17 protein-coding genes and 1 pseudogene are annotated in these 21,718 nt (G+C 62.7%); 5 read left to right on the forward strand and 13 right to left on the reverse strand.

Going from position 1 to position 21,718, the window contains the following annotated elements:
• The first annotated feature begins 5 nt into the window (after positions 1-5).
• From rbsA to I6L33_RS15860, 5 genes are all read left to right on the forward strand, one after another.
• Entirely contained in the window at positions 6-1,529 is a 1,524-nt protein-coding gene (gene rbsA / locus I6L33_RS15840; RefSeq protein WP_216972887.1) for a ribose ABC transporter ATP-binding protein RbsA, read from the forward strand.
• Positions 1,526-2,491 (forward strand): ribose ABC transporter permease, encoded by a 966-nt coding sequence (gene rbsC, locus I6L33_RS15845; RefSeq protein WP_216972888.1) that lies wholly within the window; start codon positions 1,526-1,528, stop codon positions 2,489-2,491. Before rbsA ends, rbsC begins: the two co-directional genes overlap by 4 nt.
• A gap of 21 nt (positions 2,492-2,512) precedes the next feature.
• Positions 2,513-3,388 (forward strand): ribose ABC transporter substrate-binding protein RbsB, encoded by an 876-nt coding sequence (gene rbsB, locus I6L33_RS15850; RefSeq protein WP_216972889.1) that lies wholly within the window; start codon positions 2,513-2,515, stop codon positions 3,386-3,388.
• 107 nt (positions 3,389-3,495) lie between these two features.
• Entirely contained in the window at positions 3,496-4,428 is a 933-nt protein-coding gene (gene rbsK, locus I6L33_RS15855; RefSeq protein WP_216972890.1) for a ribokinase, read from the forward strand.
• Entirely contained in the window at positions 4,428-5,432 is a 1,005-nt protein-coding gene (locus I6L33_RS15860; RefSeq protein WP_216972891.1) for a substrate-binding domain-containing protein, read from the forward strand. The genes rbsK and I6L33_RS15860 overlap by 1 nt, the downstream gene beginning before the upstream one ends.
• Positions 5,433-5,518: 86 nt before the next feature.
• On the opposite strand, the gene I6L33_RS15865 is transcribed toward I6L33_RS15860, so the two are convergent.
• The 13 genes and pseudogenes from I6L33_RS15865 to thrS all read right to left on the reverse strand — a co-directional run bounded on the left by I6L33_RS15865 (position 5,519) and on the right by thrS (position 21,575).
• Positions 5,519-7,168 carry a sensor domain-containing diguanylate cyclase gene (locus I6L33_RS15865; protein WP_216972892.1) on the reverse strand — a complete coding sequence of 550 codons (1,650 nt, stop codon included), beginning with the start codon at positions 7,166-7,168 and terminating at the stop codon, positions 5,519-5,521.
• A complete protein-coding gene (locus I6L33_RS15870; protein ID WP_216972893.1) occupies positions 7,168-7,644 on the reverse strand; it encodes a hypothetical protein in 477 nt (158 codons plus the stop codon). Before I6L33_RS15870 ends, I6L33_RS15865 begins: the two co-directional genes overlap by 1 nt.
• An 85-nt stretch (positions 7,645-7,729) precedes the next feature.
• Positions 7,730-8,521 (reverse strand): annotated as a pseudogene (cobB, locus tag I6L33_RS15875) (Sir2 family NAD+-dependent deacetylase); the annotation flags it as partial.
• A gap of 66 nt (positions 8,522-8,587) precedes the next feature.
• Positions 8,588-9,187: a GNAT family N-acetyltransferase gene (locus I6L33_RS15880; protein WP_017782894.1), complete on the reverse strand. Its 600-nt coding sequence runs from the start codon at positions 9,185-9,187 to the stop codon at positions 8,588-8,590.
• A 3-nt stretch (positions 9,188-9,190) separates the two neighbouring features.
• Positions 9,191-10,438: a response regulator gene (locus I6L33_RS15885; RefSeq protein WP_017764541.1), complete on the reverse strand. Its 1,248-nt coding sequence runs from the start codon at positions 10,436-10,438 to the stop codon at positions 9,191-9,193.
• Position 10,439: 1 nt separating this feature from the next.
• On the reverse strand, positions 10,440-14,384 hold the full coding sequence (locus I6L33_RS15890; protein WP_216974140.1) for a transporter substrate-binding domain-containing protein: 3,945 nt from the start codon (positions 14,382-14,384) through the stop codon (positions 10,440-10,442).
• A gap of 54 nt (positions 14,385-14,438) precedes the next feature.
• Complete coding sequence (gene ihfA, locus I6L33_RS15895) at positions 14,439-14,735, reverse strand: integration host factor subunit alpha (protein WP_005300715.1); 297 nt, start codon at positions 14,733-14,735, stop codon at positions 14,439-14,441.
• A 3-nt stretch (positions 14,736-14,738) separates the two neighbouring features.
• Positions 14,739-17,126: a phenylalanine--tRNA ligase subunit beta gene (gene pheT / locus I6L33_RS15900; RefSeq protein WP_216972895.1), complete on the reverse strand. Its 2,388-nt coding sequence runs from the start codon at positions 17,124-17,126 to the stop codon at positions 14,739-14,741.
• Positions 17,127-17,138: 12 nt separating this feature from the next.
• The gene (pheS, locus tag I6L33_RS15905) at positions 17,139-18,122 is read right to left on the reverse strand and encodes a phenylalanine--tRNA ligase subunit alpha (RefSeq protein ID WP_005300689.1); all 984 of its coding nucleotides are present in this window, start codon (positions 18,120-18,122) and stop codon (positions 17,139-17,141) included.
• A 316-nt stretch (positions 18,123-18,438) separates the two neighbouring features.
• The gene (gene rplT / locus I6L33_RS15910; RefSeq protein ID WP_005300683.1) at positions 18,439-18,795 is read right to left on the reverse strand and encodes a 50S ribosomal protein L20; all 357 of its coding nucleotides are present in this window, start codon (positions 18,793-18,795) and stop codon (positions 18,439-18,441) included.
• 15 nt (positions 18,796-18,810) lie between these two features.
• Complete coding sequence (gene rpmI, locus I6L33_RS15915; protein ID WP_005300673.1) at positions 18,811-19,008, reverse strand: 50S ribosomal protein L35; 198 nt, start codon at positions 19,006-19,008, stop codon at positions 18,811-18,813.
• Between the two features lie 86 nt (positions 19,009-19,094).
• A complete protein-coding gene (infC, locus tag I6L33_RS15920; protein ID WP_185219337.1) occupies positions 19,095-19,625 on the reverse strand; it encodes a translation initiation factor IF-3 in 531 nt (176 codons plus the stop codon).
• Between the two features lie 21 nt (positions 19,626-19,646).
• Entirely contained in the window at positions 19,647-21,575 is a 1,929-nt protein-coding gene (gene thrS / locus I6L33_RS15925; protein ID WP_216972896.1) for a threonine--tRNA ligase, read from the reverse strand.
• Between the last annotated feature and the right edge of the window lie 143 nt (positions 21,576-21,718).

Genomic DNA, 21,718 nt, shown 5'->3' on the forward strand with positions numbered 1-21,718 from the left:
CAGCCATGAGTACAACCCCCTCGCCCATTCTGTCGCTCACCGGGATCGTCAAGACCTTCCCCGGGGTGCGGGCGCTCGATGAGGCAGGCCTCAAGGTCTACCCGGGTCAGGTAATGGCCCTGCTCGGCGAAAACGGCGCTGGCAAATCCACCCTGATGAAGGTGCTGACCGGCATCTACCAGGCCGACAGCGGCACCATCAGTTATCGCGGTGAGCCGGTTCACTTCAAAGGGCCCCGCGACTCCCAGGATCAGGGGATCAGCATCATCCACCAGGAGCTGAACCTGCTGCCGGAGCTCTCCATTGCCGCCAACATCTTCCTCGGCCGCGAACCGCGCACCCGCTTTGGCAGCATCGATCACAAGCAGTTGCGTGAGCGTGCCAGCACCCTGCTGGCACGACTTGGCGTCAAACACGGCCCGGATACCCGGCTCGGGAGTCTCTCCATCGGTGAACAGCAGATGGTGGAGATCGCCAAGGCACTCTCCTTTGATGCCAGCGTCATCATCATGGACGAACCCACCGATGCGCTGACCGACACCGAGACCGAGCAGCTGTTCAAGGTTATCCGCGAGCTGCGTGAGCAGGGCTGCGGCATCGTCTACATCTCCCACCGCCTGAAAGAGATCTTCGAGATCTGCGATCGGGTCACCGTGCTGCGCGATGGCAAGTGGATCGGCGAGCAGGCGGTGAGCGAGCTCGACGAAGACAGGATCATCGAGATGATGGTAGGCCGCCGACTGGAAGAGCAGTACCCGCGCCTGGTGCGCGAGCTCGGCCCGGTCAGCCTGCAGGTCAAGGATCTGGCCGGCCCCGGCGTGCGCGGGGTGAGTTTCTCCCTGCGTCAGGGTGAAATTCTGGGCTTCAGCGGCCTGATGGGGTCCGGGCGTACCGAGCTGATGAAGCTCATTTACGGTGCCAGCCCCATCAGCGCCGGCCAGGTGTCGGTGGATGGTCACGCGCTGGCCCCCAGAAGCCCGGCCGATGGCCTGGCCGCCGGCATCGCCTACATCTCCGAGGATCGCAAGGGCGATGGCCTGGTGCTGGAGCTGTCGGTGCGCGAAAACATGAGCCTGTGCGCCCTTGGCGAGTTCATCAGCCACGGCAAGATTGACGGCCAGGCCGAGCGCCAGGCGGTGGGCGACTATGTGCGCCTGTTCAACATCAAGACCCCCAGTCAAGATCAGCTGATAAAGCTGCTCTCCGGCGGCAACCAGCAGAAAGTGGCCATCGCCAAGGGGCTGCTGACAAGGCCCAAGGTGCTGATCCTGGACGAGCCGACCCGCGGCGTCGATGTCGGCGCCAAGAAGGAGATCTATCAGCTCATCAACCAGTTCAAGAAGGAGGGGATGAGCATCATCCTGGTTTCCTCCGAGATGCCGGAAGTGCTCGGCATGAGTGACCGCATCCTGGTGATGCACGAAGGGCGCATCAGCGCAGAGTTCAATACCCGCGACGCCAATCAGGAAAAACTGATGGCGGCGGCAGTCGGCAAACAGTGGCAAGCAGAGCAAGAGGCAGCACAATGACAACCCAAACCCTTTCCCGCCGCGGCATCATGAGCAAGGAGTGGTGGATCGAGAACAAATCGCTGGTGGCCCTGCTGGTGCTGATCGGCGTGGTCTCCTTCCTTAGCCCCAACTTCTTCACCGCCGACAACCTGCTCAACATCCTGCGCCAGACCTCGGTCAACGCCATCATGGCGGTCGGCATGACCCTGGTCATCCTCACCGCCGGCATCGATCTGTCGGTCGGCTCGGTGCTGGCCCTGTGCGGCGCCCTGGCCGCCACCATGGTCGCCATGGAGCTGCCCATCATGCTGGTGATCCCTCTCACCCTGGGTGCCGGCGCCCTGCTTGGCGGTATCAGCGGCCTCATCATTGCCAAGGGCAAGGTGCAGGCCTTCATCGCCACCCTGGTCACCATGACCGCCCTGCGCGGCGTCACCATGGTCTATACCGAGGGGCGCCCCATCTCCACCGGTTTCAGTGACGGTGCCGATCACTTCGCCTGGCTGGGTACCGGTTACCTGTTCGGCCTGCCGGTGCCCATCTGGCTGATGGCCATCGTCTTCCTGCTGGCCTGGTTCATGCTCAACCACACTCGCCTGGGTCGCTACATCTATGCCCTGGGCGGCAACGAATCGGCCACCCGCCTCTCCGGCATCAATGTGGGCCGGGTGAAGCTCGCGGTGTATGGTCTGTGCGGCATGCTGTCGGCACTGGCCGGGCTCATCGTCACTTCCCGCCTCTCCTCCGCCCAGCCGACTGCCGGCATGGGTTACGAGCTGGATGCCATCGCCGCCGTGGTGCTGGGTGGCACCAGCCTGATGGGGGGCAAGGGTCGCATCATGGGTACCCTGATCGGGGCGCTCATCATCGGCTTCCTCAACAATGCCCTCAACCTGCTCGACGTCTCGTCCTATTACCAGATGATCGCCAAGGCCAGCGTGATTTTGCTCGCCGTGATGATCGATAACAAAAGCAAGTAAGCACACACAAGGAATGAAATGATGAAAAAGCTCAATACCCTGCTCGCTGCCGCCATCATGTCCGTGCTGGGCACCGCCCAGGCCGCCGATCACACCCTGGCCATGGTGGTCTCCACCCTCAACAACCCCTTCTTCGTCACCATGAAGGAAGGGGCCGAAGCCAAGGCCAAGGAGCTTGGCTACGAGCTGGTGGTGCTGGATTCCCAGAATGACCCGGCCAAGGAGCTCTCCAACATGGAAGATCTCACCGTGCGCAAGGTCAACGCCATCCTGATCAACCCGACCGATTCCGAAGCCGTGGGCAACGCCATTCGCCTCGCCAACAAGGCCAACATCCCGGTGCTGACCCTGGACCGCGGTGCGGCGCAGGGTGACGTCAAGGCCCACATCGCCTCCGACAACGTGGCAGGTGGCAAACTGGCCGGCGATTTCATCACCCAGAAGCTGGGTGCCGGTGCCAAGGTGATCCAGCTGGAAGGGATCGCCGGTACCTCCGCCGCCCGTGACCGCGGCGAAGGCTTTGCCCTGGCCGTGGCCGCCAACAAACTGGAAGTGCTGGCCTCCCAGCCCGCCGACTTTGACCGCACCAAGGGTCTGAACGTCATGGAGAACCTGCTGGCCGCCCATCCGAGCGTGCAGGCGGTGTTCGCCCAGAACGACGAGATGGCGCTGGGTGCCATCCGCGCCGTGCAGGCCGCCGGCAAAGAGGTGATGATCGTCGGCTTCGACGGCACCGACGATGGCAAGGCCGCCGTGGCCAAGGGTAAACTGGCCGCCACCGTGGCCCAGCAGCCCGCCCTGATTGGCGCCATCGGCGTGGAAACCGCCAACAAGGTGCTCAAGGGCCAGCCGGTGGAAAAATCCATCCCGGTTCCGCTGCAAGTGGTCAGCAAGTAAGTTGATGGGGGGAGGTTCGCCTCCCCCTTTTCACTCAAGGTTGACGGTGCCTCCCGGCCTGGATCCGGCTTTCGTGTCCATGCCAAGATGCATCAGGAGTACTCAACATGAATCGTCTCGTCGTTCTGGGCAGTGTCAATGCAGACCATGTGCTGCGCGTTCCCCACTTTCCTCGCCCAGGTGAAACCCTGACCGGCCACAGCTATCAAGTTGTGCCCGGTGGCAAGGGCGCCAACCAGGCGGTGGCCGCCGCCCGGTTAGGTGCACAAGTCTCCTTTATCGCCCGCATCGGCGATGACGCCATCGGCCGCCAGATGAAGACCGGCTTTGCCAAAGACGGCATCGACGTGAGCGCCGTCGAGCTCGACCCCAAGCTCCCCACCGGGATCGCCATCATCTATGTGAGCGATGAGGGGGAGAACAGCATCGGCATCTCAGCCGAAGCCAACGGCGCCCTCACCCCATCCGTGGTGAAAGGCCATGAAGCGATGATCGCCGATGCCCACACCCTGCTGCTGCAGCTGGAAGTGCCGCTGGAGAGTGTGCTGGAAGCCGCCCGCCTGGCCCGTGCCCACGGCACCCGGGTGGTGCTCAACCCCGCCCCCGCTCGCCCGCTCTCGAGCGAACTGCTGGCACTGGTCGATCTCATCACCCCCAACCAGACCGAAGCCGAGCTGCTGACCGGCGTCAAGGTCACCGACGAGGCGAGCGCGGCCGAGGCGGCTGCCCGTTTCCACCAGATGGGCATCGGGGAGGTGATGATCACCCTGGGGTCGCAAGGGGTCTATTGCAGCAAGGGGCAGCAACAAGCGCTCATTCCGGGTTTTCGGGTGAAAGCAGTAGATACCACGGCGGCCGGCGACACCTTCAACGGTGCCCTGCTGGCGGCCGAGCTCGCCGGCGCCGACTTTGACGCGGCCGTGCGCTTTGCCCACGGCGCCGCGGCGCTCTCCGTCACCCGGTTTGGTGCCCAGAGCTCCATCCCGAGCAAGCAGGAGGTCGACGCCTTCCTGCTTGAGCAGACTGCGCAGGGGCACTGATGGCCAATATCAAGGAGGTGGCGGCGCTGGCGGGAGTCTCCACCACCACCGTCTCCCACGTCATCAACGAGACCCGTTTCGTCGCCGAGGAGACCCGCGAGCGGGTCTTCACCGCCATGCGCGAGCTCAACTATGCCCCGAGCCTGGTGGCCCGCAGCCTCAAGGTGAAGGAGACCAACAGTATCGGCATGCTGGTCACCACCTCCAGCAACCCCTTCTTCGCCGAGGTGGTGCGCGGGGTGGAGCGCTACTGCTTCGAGCAGGGCTACAACCTGATGCTGGGCAACACCGAGGGCCAGGCCGAGACCGCTCTCTCCTACCTCAAGATGATGCTGCGCAAGCGGGTCGATGGCCTGCTCATCATGTGCAGCGAGGGGCAGCAGGGGGTGTTCAACCAGCTCGACTGGCTCAAGAGCCTGCCGGTGGTGGTGATGGACTGGGGGATGGAGAGTGCCGACGTGGATCTCATCGCCGACAACTCCCATCGCGGCGGCTACCTGGCGACCCGCCACCTGCTGGGGCTGGGTCACACCGCCATCGGCTGCATCACCGGCCCCCACAGCCGCGCCCCCGCCAACCAGCGTCAGGCGGGCTTCGAGCAGGCGATGCTGGAGGCCGGTCTCACCGTCAATCCGGACTGGGTCCAGGAGGGTGACTTTGACTGCGCCAGCGGCCATCAGGCGATGCGCCGTCTGCTGGCGCAGCCCGAGCGCCCCACCGCGCTGTTCGTCTGCAACGACATGATGGCGATGGGGGCCATCAGCGCCGCGCATCAGGCAGGGCTGGTGATCCCGCGGGATCTTTCCATCGTCGGCTATGACAACGTGGCGCTGGCCGAATTCATGTCGCCGCCGCTCACCACGGTCAATCAGCCGAAAGAAGAGCTGGGCCGCCTCGCCGTCACCCGGCTGCTGGCGCGCATCAACGGCGAGGCGCTGGCGGACCACCTGATCACCGTCGACCCCGACCTGGTGATCAGGGACTCCTGCGCCCCCCGCTCCTGACATACACGTACAATAAAAAAACAAGGCGACTCTGGGGTCGCCTTGCTGCGTTTTGTCTCTGGCAGGTTCAATACCGCTCTTTGTGCTCAGGCCAGCTGCCTTGCCTCACTGCCCGCCAGCACCTGCAGTTGCACCAGCCCCAGTCGCCGGGCCAGCGGCTGCAACAACTCGCCATGTTCATCATCCTGCGGCAACCAGTAGCGCACAGGCCAACCGGCTGCCAGCTGCGCCGGGGTGGCGCTGCCAATGTCTCTGAGCGCCAGGGTGCAACCCTGCTGCCGCAATCCCGCCAGCAAGGCAGTATCCGGTTGCAATGCCGGCACCAGCAGCACCAGCGGCGTGCGGGATGCCCCCGGCAGACAGGCCAGCACCTGGGCCAGCTGAAGCTGATTGTCGAGCTGGACCAACAAGGTACAATCATCGCCACGCAGCGTCTCGTGCGCCTGCAGCAGCCGGGCCAGCACGGGCCCCAGCACGCCGCACTCCTGCAGCCAGCGCATAGGACAGGATGTGCCCTGCTCTTGCCAGTAGAGCGTCAGTTGCCACAGGCCGTTGCCCTGTTCATCCGTCATCGCCTGCAGTGCCACCCGCAGCGGCGCCGGCTCGCGTCCGGCCAGCCAGTCGCGCAGCTGATGCAGCTGGTGCTGGGTCAACTGCAACTGCTGCAGCATGGCCGGTTCGAACCAGCAGATGTCCCCCTCCTGGCTTCGCTTGGCCTGATTGAGGGCCAGGATGGCCTGATCCAGCAGCCGGCCGGCATCCTGCAGCTGCGCCCTGGCAACGCCGAGCCGGCAGGCCAGCTCGAAGCTGCACTCCCGGGTCACGAACTCGAAGTGGAGCAGGCTCATCAGCTGGTGGATATGCGCTTCCAGCGTCCCGTCCGCCGTGGTCAGCACCACGGCGAACTCGTCGCCACCGAGCCTGTAGGCGTGACTGCCGTGGGCCTGCTGCAGCTTGTCGGCCACTGTCTGCAACAGCCGATCACCGACCTGATAGCCGAGCAGATCATTGACCTGCTTGAAGCGCTTGAGGTCGAGCACCACCAGGGCGCTCGCCTCGCCGGCATGCAGGGCGCGAGAGAGCTGCTCCTGCAGGGCGCGGCGGTTGCCAAGCCGGGTCAGGGGGTCGAGCAGGGCGAGCCGGCGGTTCGCCAGGTTGGCACGAATGAGGGCGGCCACCAGGGCGCCGCCGGTCAGCAGCAGGATCAGCTGCCAGATCTGCAACCAGAACAGGCTGCTGCGGATCTGGCTCACCGAACGTTCCCGCTCCTGACCGGAGAGGATTTGGTTGCCTATCTGCTCGATGAGCCGGGTCTGGCTGGCGATCGCCTCCTGCAGGCGGGCGAGTTGGGCCCCTTCCCGCAGCTCCCCTGCCGCCATCTGGGGCTCGAGCCGCTTGATTTGCTCGAACAGTCCGGCCAGCGCCCTGCCAAGCCCGTGCCGCTCACGCGCCTCGGCGGTTTCACTGCTGATGAGAAAGATGTCGAGCCGGTTCCACAGCAGATCGTAATCCAGGCTCAGGGTCTCCATCTCCACTTGGCCGACCCGATAGAGCCGCAGATCGGCGAGGAAACGCTGGGATTCCAGCATCACCTGGCTGATGTTCCAGTGGATGTTGCGATAGAAGGTGTCGACCAGCTGCTCCTGGCGATGCTGCAGATAGAGGCTGCTGCCCGACGAGAGCAGAAACAGCAGCGAGACCGCCACCAGCAGCAGTTTGTGGCGGGATAGCCCCATCAATCGACGATCTCGATGCGGGTCACCTGCCACACCATGCAGTTGTGGATGGCGGGCACGTCCAGTTTGGGATAGCTGGTAAACGGAATAAGCAACCAGAGCGGCCCCTTGTTGCGCCGGGTCAGCGGCTTGCCGTCCTCCGCACGCACCAGGGTCAGCGGCACGTCGTCGAACAGGGCCAGATCCACCACCTGTTGATAACCGTTGAGGGCCGAGACGGCGATCTTGCGGGCATCCTGGATCCCTTGCGCCGCCAGCACGGTCGCCAGGGTCGGCCCGCGATAGTGGTGGGCGCCCTGGGTCCAGGGGGTGGTGGTGGTGAACTCGGCCTGTGGCAGGGCGGAGAGGGTCGCCTCATCGAGGGCCACTTGCTGGCCGCCTGGCAACACCAGAGCCATCAGGGAGGCCTGTGCCGATGCGCCGGCACAGGCCAGCATCAGGAGGGAAAAAGCGATCCATTGCTTGAGAGTGATCATGTAAGTTGCGCCAACTGCGTCCCATTTTTTGGCTGCCAGTGTGGCGATTTCACCGGTTCATTGCAACTGCGCTGATGCACAATAGCTAGGGGCCGCGCATCTCCATCCAGTTGTGCCCCTCGATCTTCGCCGGCTGGTGTACGCCGCAGCGTTGCAGCAGCTCATCCACATAGGCCGGCACCAGCAGGGAAGCCGGACCGTAGCGCTTCTCGTCAAACTGGCTGCCCACTTCGCTCGGCTCCAGGTTGAGCTCTATGGTATGGGCTCCGTTCAATCCCGCTTCGTGCACGAAACCGGCCGCCGGATAGACGGCGCCAGAGGTGCCGATGGAGATGAAGAGATCGCACTGGGCCAGCGCGCTGTAGATGCGATCCAGCCCGAGCGGCATCTCGCCAAACCAGACCACGTGCGGGCGTAGCGGCTGGGGAAACTGGCAGCAGGTGCACAGCTCCTCCTGATGGAGATCGCCGCGCCACTCGATCACCTGACCCGAGCCTGGGCAGCGCGCCTTGAGCAGCTCACCGTGCATGTGGATGAGGTTCTTGCTGCCGGCGCTCTCGTGCAGGTTGTCGATGTTCTGGGTCACCAGGGTGACGCAGCCCGGCAGCAGGCGCTCGAGCCGGGCCAACGCATAGTGGGCCGGATTAGGGTGAATGTGGGGTTGCTGCAGCTGATGACGGCGGGAGTTGTAAAAGCCCTGCACCAGCTCCGGATCGCGGGCATAGCCCTCCGGCGTCGCCACGTCCTCCACCCTGTGCTCCTCCCACAGACCGTCACAGGCGCGAAAGGTCTTGATGCCCGACTCGGCCGAGATCCCGGCACCGGTAAGAATGACGATGTGTTTTGCTGACTGCACCATGACTGACTCCCTCTGGCTAGCTCTCTGGCTGACCTTAGCACAGGGTGAAAAACCGGCCTATTCGCCCTTGGTCTTATGATGCGGTTACAGGGTGTCGAGCACGCTCAGATCGAGTCGCACGAACACCAGTTCCCGCCCCGTCACCAGGGTGAGCGGCAGGCCCAGCCCGCGCAGCAGCGCCAGCATGGGGCGATTCTGGGGCAGCACCTCCGCCGTCCATTCGCGGATCCCCTCACCGCGCGCCAGCAAGGCCAGCGCCAGCAGGATGCGCCGCCCCGCCCCTCTGTGCTGGAAGTGATCGGCGACGATGCAGGAGAACTCGGCCCGATCCGGGTGCAGCCGCCGCCGGATGGACTGGGCCTGGGCCAGCGGCCGCCCCTGACCGTCGGTCAGCAGCAGGCCGATCTGGTGTTCCCTGGGGTAATCGAGGAAGAAGGCGAGCTGCTCGTCGCTCAACCTCTGTTTGGCGCGCATGAAACGCAGGTAGACGCTCTGCTCGCCGAGTTCGTCATAAGCCGCCCGGATGCGGGCGGGATCGGCCCCCGCCAGCTCCTGCAAACGGCAGGGAACGCCCCCGACCTCCATCATCAGCGGCAGGTCAGCGCGGGTACGGGGATGAAGCCAGCCGGCCAGGGAGCGGCGCAACCGGGCTTCGTCCGGCGGCCAGCAGAGGTAGCGGGCCACCCTCTACCAGCGCCCCGCCATGCCGCGATCGCGCCACAGATTGTGGTCCAGCAGGTTGAAGGGATCGTCCAGATAGAGGGCGATGCCAAGCTCTCTGGCTCGGTTGATGAAGCGCCCCAGCAGGGAGTCCGGGGTCATGGCCTCCAGGCTCGGCAGCAGGCTCTGCCCTAGCAGCAGATGCTGCAGCGGCATCCGCTCCAGCAAGTCGAACGGAATGTGCTGATCGTTGTCCAGCAGCAGGGCGAGCCGTGCCCCCGCCAGACTGGCCTGCAGCACCAGGGCAAAACGCTCCGCCTGGCTCAGCAGGTGGTCGCGCCGGTGGATCAGCAGGGTGAGCTCGCCAGGCTCCCTGCCCCGCTGGACGAGCCATTCGCGCACCAGCTCCCAGCGCGGCGGCAAACCGGTCACCGCCAGCCAGATGGGCAAGGGAGACGGGGGATCGGACAAGAGTCCGAGCAACCCCTTCTCCTCCCCCTGCCAGGTGCGGATGGTACGGCGCAGTCCGCTCAGGCGGCGCTGACGCTGCGGCCCCAGATAAAGCCCCTTGAGCAGGCTCAGCAGATCGTCGGCCAGCAGCGGCTTGGCCAGGGCCGCCAGCACGTTGAACCCGGCATCGTGCAGCAGGCGGCGGGCGCCGTCGATCAGGGTCTGGTCGTGGGCGGAGAGCAGCACGATGGGCAGGCCGCTGTGCTGGTATTGGGGCTGGCTCATCAGCAGGCTGATGGCATCCTGATCCACCAGGCTGAGATCGCTCACCAGCAGCTTGATCTCTCCACCGGCCAGCGCCTTGATGCAGGCATTGCCATCCTGCACCCACTGACAGGGCAATCCCAGTCCCCTGATCTCCTGCTGAATGTGGGCCCCCTGAAACGGGTGATCCTCCAGCAACAACACCTGGGTCTGGGCCAGCCACTCCTGCCACGCCAGATAGCGGCCATTGACCCCCGCCAGCCAGTCATCGGTGAGGCGATAGATCCCCTCCGCCTGCGCTGTCAATTGCGGCAGGTAGTCGGCACCAGCGTGGGAGTCGGGATCGAACAGGGCGATGGCGCCGGCGGCAAACAGACCTTCCCACTGCCAGCAGGCATCGGGCCGGGTGCGGCGCAGGGTGGCAAATTCCGGCAGTTCGACGGCTTTTGCCGCCCGATAGGCAACCCCGTCCAGGGCATAGATGGTCACGGGGTGGAACAGACGCTCATCCGTCTCTTCCGAGTTCAGCAAGGCCAGTAACTCTTCATCTGTGATGATCATGTCAGAGCCTCTCACGTAGTCGCCGGCACACCTCGTCCAGAGCTTGCCGCAGCGGGGGTAGCAGGGGTTGCCGTGGATCCCGTTTCCACTGTTCAATCACCTGGACGAGCGGGGTCGCGCCCACCATTTTGGCGGCCCCCTTCATCTTGTGTAAAGCGGCTTCCAGTGCCATCTCGTCTGCTTGTGTGACACAGCGCTCAATGTCGGCCAGATCCTGGCCGGTCGCCTCCAGATAGAGGGATATGAGCTCGGGGGTGAGCAGCGGCATCTGGGCTTCTGACCAAGAAGCAGGCGCTGCCGCCTTCTGCTCCGGGTTCGGCTCGGGTGCGGGGTCCCCCAGAGTGCGCAGCAGATTGGCGAGATCCTTGAGCAGCAGCGGCTTGTCCAGATGACCACGACAACCGCAGCTGGCCAGCTGCGCCGCCGCCGGCTCGCTGAGATCGGCGGTGATCACGTAGGTGGGCAGATGTTGCCAGCGTGGGGAGTCTCGCAGTCGGCGGCAGAGCTCGGCCCCGTCCATCACCGGCATCTGCAGATCGGTCAGCACCAGATCGACCGTCTCGTGCTGCAGCATGTCGAGCGCCAACTGGCCGTTGGCCGCGCTGATCACCTGGGCCCCCAGCTGGGTCAGCTGCATACTGATCAATACCCGGTTCACCTCGTGATCTTCTACCAGCAGCACCCGCATCCCCTGCCCCGGCAACGTGATCATGCCCTGGGCGGAGGGCACCAGCCGCGGCTGCATCAGGCTGACCACCGAGCCCGGCACCCAGGGTTCGCCCTGCCAGTCCCAGTAGCGCAGCCCCTGTTCATCCTGGCGGGCGCTCAGTACCGGGCCGGCCGGGTCGTCCGGCAGATCGAGCTCGCCGAGCCAGGGCAGCAGATAGTCCCGCTCCGCCCCGTCGAGCGCCACATGGACGCTGCTCACCCGCGGGCGCCAGCGCGGCATCTCCTGCAGCAGCACCAGCGGCAATGCACAGGTGAAGCGGCTGCCGCCGGTCGTGCGCGGCTCGACCCGGATCTCGCCCCCCATCTGCTCCATCAGCTGGCGACAGATGGCAAGCCCGAGCCCGGTCCCCTGGGCCCGCGGCTGGCCCTCCTCCCCACCCTGTTCAAAGGGCAGGAACAGGCGTGGCAGCAGCTCGGCACTGATGCCGGGCCCCTCGTCATCCACCCCGCAGAGCAGCTGGGTACCGTCCCGGTGGGCCCACAGTACCACCTCGCCACGGCTGCTGAACTTGATGGCATTGGCCAGCAGGTTGTGCAGCACCTGCTGCACCCGATGGGGATCCAGCTCCACCTGAGCGGGCAGTCGGTGATCCAGATCCAGCCGCAGTTGCAGCCGCTTGGAGCGGGCCTTGGACCAGTGCACGGCGGCCACATGCTCGCACAAGTCCACCAGATCGGTGGGTTGGGGCGAGAGCGCCAGCTGCCGGTTCTCGTTGCGGCTGAAATCGAGCACGTCGTTGAGCAGGCCCAGCAGCTCGTCCCCTGCCTGCCTGACATGGGAGAGCGCAGAGTGCTGCTCGGCATTGAGGGGGGTGTGGCTGAGCCACTCCAGCAGCCCCAGGATGGCGTTCATGGGGGTGCGAATTTCGTGGCTCACCGCCGCGAGGAAACGCCCCTTGGCCAGCACGGCCTGCTCGGCTCGCTCATGGGAGGCCTGCAGCGCCTGCTCCTGCTCGACCCGCACCGTCACATCCTGCACCACCCCGTATACCCGCCACCCCAGCCCGGGCAGACTGCGCCCCCGGCCGTAGAACTGCAGCCAGCGGGTGCCCTTGAGCGGATGCTGGTAGCGCAGGGCATAGGAGAAGGGCTGGCCGGCCTGCAACATCTCGCGCATGGGCTGCTGCATCTCGACCTTGTCCTGCGGTGCCAGCCGTCCCAGCGCCTCGCCCGGATTGCGGCGGATCTGCTGGCTGGCCAGCCCCAGCAACTCATAGCTGCCGCGACTGATGAACTCCACCTGGCGGATCCCCTCCTTGTGCAGCAGGAACTGGATCACCACACCAGGCACCGTATTGGTCAGCGCCCGCAGGCGACGCTCGGCCTGACGCAACAAGCGGGTGCGCTCGCGCAGGGCACTGATGTTGGAGAGCGCGATGAGATCCCCCGCCGGCGATTGCTTGCCAAGCTGGAGCGGGATCTGGGCATAGGAGTAGACCTGATCACCCAGTGCCATCTCCCCCTCGCTCTCTTGCAACTGGGCCTGTGGCAGGTGCAGTTCCGCCAGATAGCGGGCCTCCAGCCGCTTGGCCTGCTTGTTGCGCTTGATGATCTCCCCCTGATTGTCCCGCAGGAACACCGGCACCGGCAGTGCCTGGAACAGGGACTCCCGGAACTGGCTCTCCAGTGCCAGAGTCCGCTCCATCTCCTGGCGCTGACTCACCTCCCGGGCCAGCTGCTGGCGCGAGCGCCAGATCAGCCAGATGACACCGGCACTGATCAGCAGCGCCAGCAACACCGAACCCAGCCAGATCCCGTAGCTGACCCCGGCCTGCTGGGTCAGTACCAGCCGGTGCCAGCGCAGTTTGAGATCGTCATTCTGCTTGCCGGTGAGGGTCATCAGACTCTGCTCCATCACCCCGGCAAGCCTGGGGCTGTGCCGACTGATGGCAAACCCCAACCCAAAACGCTGCGGCAGCTCCCGCACCTCCAGCCCGTCCAGCTGGTTGTTGCGAAGCGGGTATTGCAGCTGATAGAGCTCGGCCAGCATGGCGTCGGCCGCGCCGCTCTGTACCGCCGCGATCCCCGCTGCCAGGGTGTCGCTCTTGCGCCAGCGATGCGTGCCCTCCAGGCGGGTCAGCATCTCTTCGTCATAGAGGGTGGCGGGCACCACTATCCTGCCCTTCACCGCCGCCAGCGTCTCGAACGGCTGGGTCTTGCGGCTCACCAGGGCATAACGGCTGACCGCCATGATCCGGGTGAAGTCGAAGGCATCGGTCAGCGCCGGCGTTTCCAGCAGGCCGACCATCATGTCAGCCTCGCCGCTTTGCAGCTTGGCCAGCGCCTCTTCCCGGCTGGTGGTGGGGATCACGTGAAAGTTGAGCCCGGTCTGCTGGCTCACCAGTTTCAGCACATCCGCGCTCCACCCCTTGAGATCGCCCTGCTCGTCGAGGCCGCTGTAGGGCATCAGATCCGGGTTGACCACCAGCTTGATGGCGCTGGAGGTGCCGACCAGCCAGGCTTGCTCCTTGTCGGTGAAGTGGAGCGGGTTGATGTCCTGCTCCCCCTGCGCCAGGTAGCTGTCGAGATCCTGATAGAGGGAGCCCGGTGGCAGGTAGCGGATGGCGGTGTCGATCAGTTCGCGCAGTGCCGGTTTGTCCCGCATCATCAGCCGGTAGCTCACCACCAGCTCGTCGCTGCGCAGGCGCCTCAGCCGCAGCCCGGTGTCCGGGTATTCGCGCATCAGGTAACGCAGCTGCAGGTAGTCGCCGAGGTAGGCCGTCCCCTTGCCCGCCGCCAGCGCCGCGTACCAGTTGTCCGCCTCGGTCAGGGGCTGCTGGGTTGAATGAGGATAGAGGGCCCGCAGCACCTCGTTCGCCTGCCAGATGGGCGAGACCAGAAACCTGGCCTGCCCCAGCTCGCCGCGATAGAGGATGGCGGACTCGGCCTCCAGCATGGCACGACTGAGCGCCATCCCGGGCAGGGCCTCCAGGGAGGGGCCCACGTTGGGAATGAGATCGCAGCGCCCCTCCAGCAATCCGCTGCGCACGGCAGACCAGTTGGGCAGCTTCTGATAGATGAGCGGAAAGGGGAGCTGTTCGGCCAGCCGCTCCATCTGATCGACCAGCAGCCCACCCGACTCATCGAGATAAGGCGGCCTGATGAGCGCCGGATAACAGATGGTCAGCGACTGGGTGGCATCGGCAAATGCCTTGGCGGTCGTGGAGAGAGGCAGATCCATCGCCTGCAGTGGCGCGGCCAGCAGCAGACCTAGCAAAAGACTGGTTTTTATCATGAAAAAGTAAAAGCCAGGCGGTTGCCTGGCTTTTTGTCACTCGTTGGGTTCAACATTTTCGACCCTGGCCTTGAGTTTCTGACCAGGGCGGAAGGTGACCACCCGCCGGGCGCTGATGGGAATATCTTCGCCGGTTTTCGGGTTACGTCCTGGACGCTGGTTCTTCTCACGAAGATCAAAGTTACCGAAGCCTGAAATCTTGACTTGTTCACCACGCTCAAGCGCTTGTCTGATCTCTTCAAAGAAGGCTTCCACCATATCTTTGGCTTCACGCTTGCTCATCCCGAGCTGGGTGAACAGGTGCTCTGCAATGTCGGCTTTGGTAAGCGCCATAGATCAATCCCTCAAGGATGCATTCAACTCTTCACCAAGGGCCCGCACGACATTGTCTACGGTCTCGGCAATCTCTTTCTCCTCCAGAGTGCGCTGGGTGTCTTGCAGAACAAGACTGATGGCCAGGCTCTTCTTGTCCTCGGCCATACCAGCACCCTGGTATACGTCAAACAAGTTTATTCCAACTACCTGATTTCCGCCAACTTTTTTAATTACTGCCAGCACATCGCCAGCCAGAACCGCAACATCAACCACCACGGCGATGTCACGACGGTTGGCCGGGAAGCGGGAAACTTCGGCTGCAACCGGCACCTTGGCCGGGGTCAGCTTGTCCAGTTCCAGCTCGAACATCACGGCGCGGCTCTTGAGGCCCAGCTTCTTCTCGAGGCTCGGATGGATCACACCGATGTGGCCGATGACCTCACCATTGCGCAGGATCGCCGCGCTCTGGCCCGGGTGCAGGGCACTGTGCTCGGCACGCTCGAAGGTGAAGGTGGCGCCTTCGGCGGTCAAGTCCAGCACCGCTTCCAGATCCCCTTTCAGATCAAAGAAGTCGGCAGCGCGGCTCTTGATGTCCCAGTGCTCGTCGCTCTGGTTGCCGGTAATGATGCCGGCCAGCATGGGCTCCTGACGGATGCCGTTCTCGGCATTTTCGTCCTTGATGAAACGCAGGCCCTGCTCGAACAGACGCACCCGCGGCTGCTGACGGTTCTGGTTGTAGACCACCGCCTGCACCAGACCCGGGAACAGAGAGACACGCATGGCGGACATCTCGACCGAGATCGGGTTCGGCAGCACGATGGCATCGCTCTGCGGGAACAGGGTCTGCTGAGCTTTGGGATCCACGAAGCTGTAGGTGATCGCTTCCTGGAAGCCGCGATCGACCAGCAGGTCGCGCACCCGCTTCAGGGTCACCTGCCCTTCTGCCTGCTCTACCATCGCGAGCGATGCGGCGGGTTTGAGGTTGGGGATGTTGTTGTAGCCGTAGATGCGGGCCACTTCCTCGATGAGATCTTCCTCGATGGCGATATCGAAACGCCAGGAGGGAGCCAGCGCGGTCCAGCCATCGGCATCCACGGTCACCTGCATGCCCAGGCGAGTCAGGATCTCGACCACCTGCGCGTCCGCCACGCTGATGCCGATCACCTTGTCGAGCTTGGCACGGCGCAGCTTGATGGGGGCCGCTTTGGGCAGATGCTCATCGGATTTGACCTCGATGACCGGACCTGCTTCACCGCCGCAGATATCCAGCAGCAGACGGGTGGCGCGATCCATCACCTTGGCCTGCAGCTCGGGATCCACCCCGCGCTCGAAGCGGTGGGAGGAGTCGGTGTGCAGGCCGTAGGCACGGGCACGACCGGTGATGGAGAGCGGTGCGAAGAAGGCGCACTCCAGCAGGATGTCGGTGGTGGTCTCGGAAACACCGGTGCGATTGCCGCCGAAGATTCCGGCCATGCAGGCAGGGCCCTTGGCATCGGCAATCACCAGGGTGGTCTCTTTGAGCTTCACTTCGTTGCCATCGAGCAGGGTCATGGGCTCGTCGGCCTTGGCGCGGCGCACCACCAGTTCCCCTTCAAGCGTCGCCAGGTCGAAGGCGTGCATCGGCTGACCGTATTCCAGCAGCAGGTAGTTGGTGATGTCGACGATGGCGTCGATGGAGCGGATACCGCCACGGCGCAGCTTCTCCTGCATCCAGAGCGGGCTCTGGGCGTGCAGGTTCAGCCCCTTGATGACACGGCCCAGATAACGGGGGCAATCGGCCGGCGCTTCAACCCGGATCGGGAAGCTAGCGTCGATGGTGGCAGCAGCAGGGGTCCAGGTCGGCTCGACCACGTCAACGCTGTTGAGCACGCCGATTTCACGGGCCAGACCCGCGATGCCGAGGCAGTCGGCACGGTTCGGGGTCAGATCCACGTCGATGCTGACGTCGTTGAGCGCGAGGTAGTCGCGGATATCGGTGCCGATGGGAGCGTCAAGCGGCAGCTCGATGATGCCATCGGCCTCGACGTCGATACCCAGCTCGCTGAAGGAGCAGAGCATGCCGTGAGACGGCTGGCCACGCAACTTGGCTTTCTTGATGGTGAAATCACCCGGCAGGGTCGCCCCTACCTTGGCCACGCAGACTTTGAGGCCGGCACGGCAGTTCGGCGCACCGCAGACGATGTCCAGCAGCTCTTCTTCGCCCACGTTGACCTTGGTCACTCGCAGCTTGTCGGCGTCCGGATGCTGGGCACACTCCACCACTTCACCCACCACCACGTTGTTGAACTGGCCAGCCACCGCTTCCACGGCGTCCACTTCCAGACCGGCCATGGTGATCTGCTCGGCCAGTGCGTTGTCACTCAACTCGGTGCGGACCCACTCCATCACCCAGGATTTACTGAATTTCATGTTCTCTCGCCCTTACTTGAACTGCTTGAGGAAGCGCAGGTCGTTTTCGAAGAAGGCACGCAGGTCGTTGACCCCGTAACGCAGCATGGTCAGGCGCTCAACGCCCATGCCGAAGGCAAAGCCGGAGTATTTTTCCGGATCGATGCCGACCGAACGCAGCACGTTCGGGTGCACCATGCCGCAGCCCAGCACTTCCAGCCACTTGCCGTTCTTGCCCATCACGTCCACTTCGGCGCTCGGCTCGGTGAACGGGAAGTAGGAAGGACGGAAGCGAATGGTCAAGTCTTCCTCGAAGTAGTTGCGCAGGAAGTCGTGCAGGATGCCCTTGAGCTCGGTGAAGCTGGCATGCTCGTCAACCAGCAGGCCTTCGACCTGGTGGAACATCGGGGTGTGGGTCATGTCGTAGTCGTTACGATAGACGCGGCCCGGCGCTATGATGCGGATCGGCGGCTGCTGATGTTCCATGGTGCGGATCTGCACGCCCGAGGTGTGGGTACGCAGCATCAGATCAGGATTGAAGTAGAAGGTATCGTGATCGGTACGCGCCGGGTGGTGCGCCGGGATATTCAGCGCATCGAAGTTGTGGAAGCCATCTTCAATCTCGGGACCACGGGCAACCTTGAAGCCCATCTCGCCAAACAGGCGCTCGATGCGCTCGATGGTGCGGGTCACCGGGTGCAGACCGCCATTCTCGATGCGGCGGCCCGGCAGGCTGACGTCGATGGTCTCGGCGGCCAGCTTCTGGTTCAGCACGGCAACTTCGAGGGCTTCACGACGCCCGTTCAGGGCATCCTGAACCTGCTGTTTGGCCTGGTTGATCACGGCGCCCGCGGCGGGACGCTCTTCAGCGGACAGGGCGCCCAGGCCCTTCATCTGCTCGGTAAAAAAGCCCTTTTTACCCAGATATTTGACCCGGATTTCGTCAAGGGCGGCGATGTCGCTTACGCCCTCAATTTCGGCCCTGGCTTGGCCGACTACTTCTTCAAGCTGTTGCATGTCTTCCTCGTCACCACTCCCGGTACAGGAGCCTTTAGGCTAAATAAGGTCAAGAGGGGAATAATACAAAAAAAGCCCCTTCACTGACCATAGTTAAGGTGCCCTTTTCTCCCTAGAAATCATTTTGTTATCAAGTAGGGCTTCGAGCCGGACCTGCTTCTTCTTTGCGATTGGGTACACAATTTCAGTTTGATGGCATATGAAGCCATATGTATAGCTATCATGATGGTAGAGTCATCGCCGCCTGCAAGCGACAAATGACAGACAACAAAAAAGGAGGCCTAGGCCTCCTTTTAGCATTTATAACAGAACCGGATTAAACCAGAGCTGCTTTGGCCTTTTCAACCAGGGCGGTGAAAGCCAGCTTGTCGTGAACGGCGATATCGGACAGGATCTTGCGATCGATCTCGATGGAAGCCTTCTTCAGACCGTTGATCAGACGGCTGTAGGACAGACCGTTCTGACGGGCTGCTGCGTTGATACGAGCAATCCACAGTTGACGGAACTGACGCTTTTTCTGGCGACGGTCACGGTAGGCATACTGACCAGCTTTGGTTACCGCTTGTACCGCTACGCGGTAGACACGGGAACGGGCGCCGTAGTAACCCTTGGCGGCTTTCATTACTTTCTTGTGACGAGCGCGAGCGGTCACACCACGTTTAACTCTTGGCATTTTTCACATCCCCCCTTATGCGTACGGCAGACAAGCGACAACACGTTTGTGGTCGGCAGCGGAAACAAAGAACTTCGGTCCCAGCTGACGCTTACGCTTACTGCTCTTCTTGGTCAGGATGTGACGCAGGTGGTTGTGCTTGCACTTGAAGCGACCTGAGCCAGTCTTCTTGAAGCGCTTTGCGGCGCCCCGGTTGGTTTTCATCTTCGGCATTTCATACTCCGCATTGTGAGTGACAACAAAATCGCAAGGCGAACCGACTCATGGGGCTGGCCCCATGAGTCAATTTCTTGTGGGCCTTAAGATTTCTTCTTGGGTGCGAGAACCATCACAGCTTGACGGCCTTCGACTTTCGGGAACGATTCGACTACGGCCAGCTCTTCCAGATCGTTCTTGACGCGTTCCAGAACCTTGATACCAAGATCCTGGTGGGCCATTTCACGACCACGGAAGCGCAGGGTGACCTTTGCCTTGTCCCCGTCTTCCAGAAAGCGAACCAGGTTGCGTAGTTTTACCTGATAGTCGCCTTCGTCGGTGCCAGGACGGAATTTGATTTCCTTGACCTGGACGACTTTCTGCTTTTTCTTCTGTTCTTTGGTGGTTTTGCTCTTTTCGTAGAGGAATTTGCCGTAATCCATGATCCGACAAACGGGCGGCTCAGCGTTCGGACTGATCTCGACCAGATCCACTCCGGCCTCAAGGGCCAAGTTCAGAGCATCCTGGATGGAGGTGATGCCAATGGCTTCACCATCCAGGCCAGTCAGACGAACTTCTTTCAGACGGATCTCTTCGTTGATCCGGTGAGCGCGGGCTTGCGGTTGCTTGCCCAGTTTTTTTCCGCCTTTTATAGCTTATTCCTCCACTTTCTTTTGTCCGCGGGTCTGAACTTCCTGGGTCAACAGAGCAATCAGCTCTTCAACAGGATAAGAGCCCAGGTCAGCCCCTTTACGGGTACGTACTGCAATCTTGCCGGCTTCTACTTCTTTATCACCGCAGACCAGCATAAAAGGTACCCGCTTCAAAGTATGCTCGCGGATTTTAAAGCCAATCTTCTCATTTCTCAAGTCCGCTTTTGCGCGAAGGCCCGCATCATTCAATGCTTTGGCTACTTTCACCGCATAATCGGCCTGATTGTCGGTAATATTCATGACCACGGCCTGGGTAGGTGCCAACCAGGTCGGGAACAGTCCGGCGTACTCTTCGGTCAGGATCCCGATGAAACGCTCCAGCGAGCCCAGAATGGCGCGGTGGATCATCACTGGGACGTGACGCTCGTTGTCTTCGCCCACATAAGTGGCACCCAGACGGCCCGGCAGGGCAAAATCGAGCTGCACGGTACCACATTGCCAGGCACGGTCAAGGCAGTCATGCAGGGTGAATTCGATCTTGGGACCGTAGAAGGCCCCCTCGCCCGGCTGCAGGTCGTACTTCAGACCGTTCAGCACCAGCGCTTCGGCCAGCGCGGCCTCGGCGCGATCCCAGGCTTCGTCGGAGCCGATACGCTGTTCCGGACGAGTGGAGAGCTTGACCACGATGTTCTCGAAACCGAAGGTGCCGTAGACGTCGTAGACCATGCGGATGCACGCAGACACCTCTTCCATGATCTGCTCTTCGGTACAGAAGATGTGAGCATCATCCTGAGTGAAACCCCGTACCCGCATCAGGCCGTGCAAGGAGCCTGACGGCTCGTTGCGGTGGCAGGAGCCGAACTCGGCCATGCGCAGCGGCAGGTCGCGGTAGGATTTCAGGCCCTGGTTGAAGATCTGCACGTGACCCGGGCAGTTCATCGGCTTGATGGCGTACTCGCGGTTCTCGGACTGGGTGGTAAACATGGCCTGGGCGTACTTCTCCCAGTGTCCTGAACGCTCCCACAGCACGCGATCCATCATGAAGGGACCCTTCACTTCCTGATAGTCGTACTCTTTGAGCTTGCCGCGGATGAAGGTTTCCAGCTCGCGGAAGACGGTCCAGCCGTCGTTGTGCCAGAACACCATGCCAGGCGCTTCTTCCTGCATGTGGTACAGGTCGAGCTGCTTGCCGATCTTGCGGTGGTCGCGCTTGGCGGCCTCTTCCAGACGCTGCAGATAGGCCTTGAGCTGCTTCTTGTCGGCCCAGGCGGTACCGTAGATACGCTGCAGCATCTTGTTGTTGGAGTCGCCGCGCCAGTAGGCGCCGGACATTTTCTGCAACTTGAAGTGGTGGCAGTGACGCATGTTGGGCACGTGCGGGCCGCGACACATGTCGATGTACTCTTCGTGATGATAAAGACCGGGCTGGTCATCACGGGCAATGTTCTGATCCAGGATCTCGACCTTGTAGGTCTCGCCACGGGCTTCGAACACATCGCGTGCTTCCTGCCAGGAGACCTTCTTCTTGACGACGTCGTAATCCTTGGCGGCCAGCGCCAGCATGCGCTCTTCCAGGGCAGCCAGATCTTCATCGGTCAGGGTGCGGTCGAGATCGATGTCGTAGTAGAAACCGTTGTCGATGACGGGACCGATGGCCATCTTGGTCTGGGGCCAGAGTTGCTTGATGGCATGACCCAGCAGGTGAGCACAGGAGTGGCGCAGAATGTCCAGACCTTCTTCGTCTTTGGCGGTGATGATGGCCAGGGAGGCATCGGCTTCGATCAGCTCGCAGGCATCCACCAGTTCACCGTTTACCCGACCGGCAATGCACGCCTTGGCGAGACCGGGACCTATGTCCGCGGCCACATCCATGACGGAAACGGCGTGGGCAAATTGACGTTGGCTGCCATCAGGCAGAGTAATGATTGGCATTGTGTGTTTCCTTATACAGTGGTGCCCCCTACCAAAGGGCACATGCGGGATGGAAAGATTCATTCAAAAATGGGTGATGTTCTGGCTCTCCACAGCACTTTGCGAAGGCGCCCCGTGACGCAAACAACCCGTTCAACGTCGCA

It is taken from the genome of Aeromonas sp. FDAARGOS 1403, assembly GCF_019047325.1.
Lineage (GTDB): Bacteria > Pseudomonadota > Gammaproteobacteria > Enterobacterales > Aeromonadaceae > Aeromonas > Aeromonas dhakensis.

Bases quoted from the DNA above. Each gene is read 5' to 3' on its own strand.
- rbsA (WP_216972887.1), top strand. From the start codon at position 6: ATGAGTACAACCCCCTCGCCCATTCTGTCGCTCACCGGGATCGTCAAG.
- rbsC (WP_216972888.1), top strand. From the start codon at position 1,526: ATGACAACCCAAACCCTTTCCCGCCGCGGCATCATGAGCAAGGAGTGG.
- rbsB (WP_216972889.1), top strand. From the start codon at position 2,513: ATGAAAAAGCTCAATACCCTGCTCGCTGCCGCCATCATGTCCGTGCTG.
- rbsK (WP_216972890.1), top strand. From the start codon at position 3,496: ATGAATCGTCTCGTCGTTCTGGGCAGTGTCAATGCAGACCATGTGCTG.
- I6L33_RS15860 (WP_216972891.1), top strand. From the start codon at position 4,428: ATGGCCAATATCAAGGAGGTGGCGGCGCTGGCGGGAGTCTCCACCACC.
- I6L33_RS15865 (WP_216972892.1), bottom strand. From the start codon at position 7,168: ATGGGGCTATCCCGCCACAAACTGCTGCTGGTGGCGGTCTCGCTGCTG.
- I6L33_RS15870 (WP_216972893.1), bottom strand. From the start codon at position 7,644: ATGATCACTCTCAAGCAATGGATCGCTTTTTCCCTCCTGATGCTGGCC.
- I6L33_RS15885 (WP_017764541.1), bottom strand. From the start codon at position 10,438: ATGATCATCACAGATGAAGAGTTACTGGCCTTGCTGAACTCGGAAGAG.
- ihfA (WP_005300715.1), bottom strand. From the start codon at position 14,735: ATGGCGCTTACCAAAGCCGACATTGCAGAGCACCTGTTCACCCAGCTC.
- pheT (WP_216972895.1), bottom strand. From the start codon at position 17,126: ATGAAATTCAGTAAATCCTGGGTGATGGAGTGGGTCCGCACCGAGTTG.
- pheS (WP_005300689.1), bottom strand. From the start codon at position 18,122: ATGCAACAGCTTGAAGAAGTAGTCGGCCAAGCCAGGGCCGAAATTGAG.
- rplT (WP_005300683.1), bottom strand. From the start codon at position 18,795: ATGCCAAGAGTTAAACGTGGTGTGACCGCTCGCGCTCGTCACAAGAAA.
- rpmI (WP_005300673.1), bottom strand. From the start codon at position 19,008: ATGCCGAAGATGAAAACCAACCGGGGCGCCGCAAAGCGCTTCAAGAAG.
- thrS (WP_216972896.1), bottom strand. From the start codon at position 21,575: ATGCCAATCATTACTCTGCCTGATGGCAGCCAACGTCAATTTGCCCAC.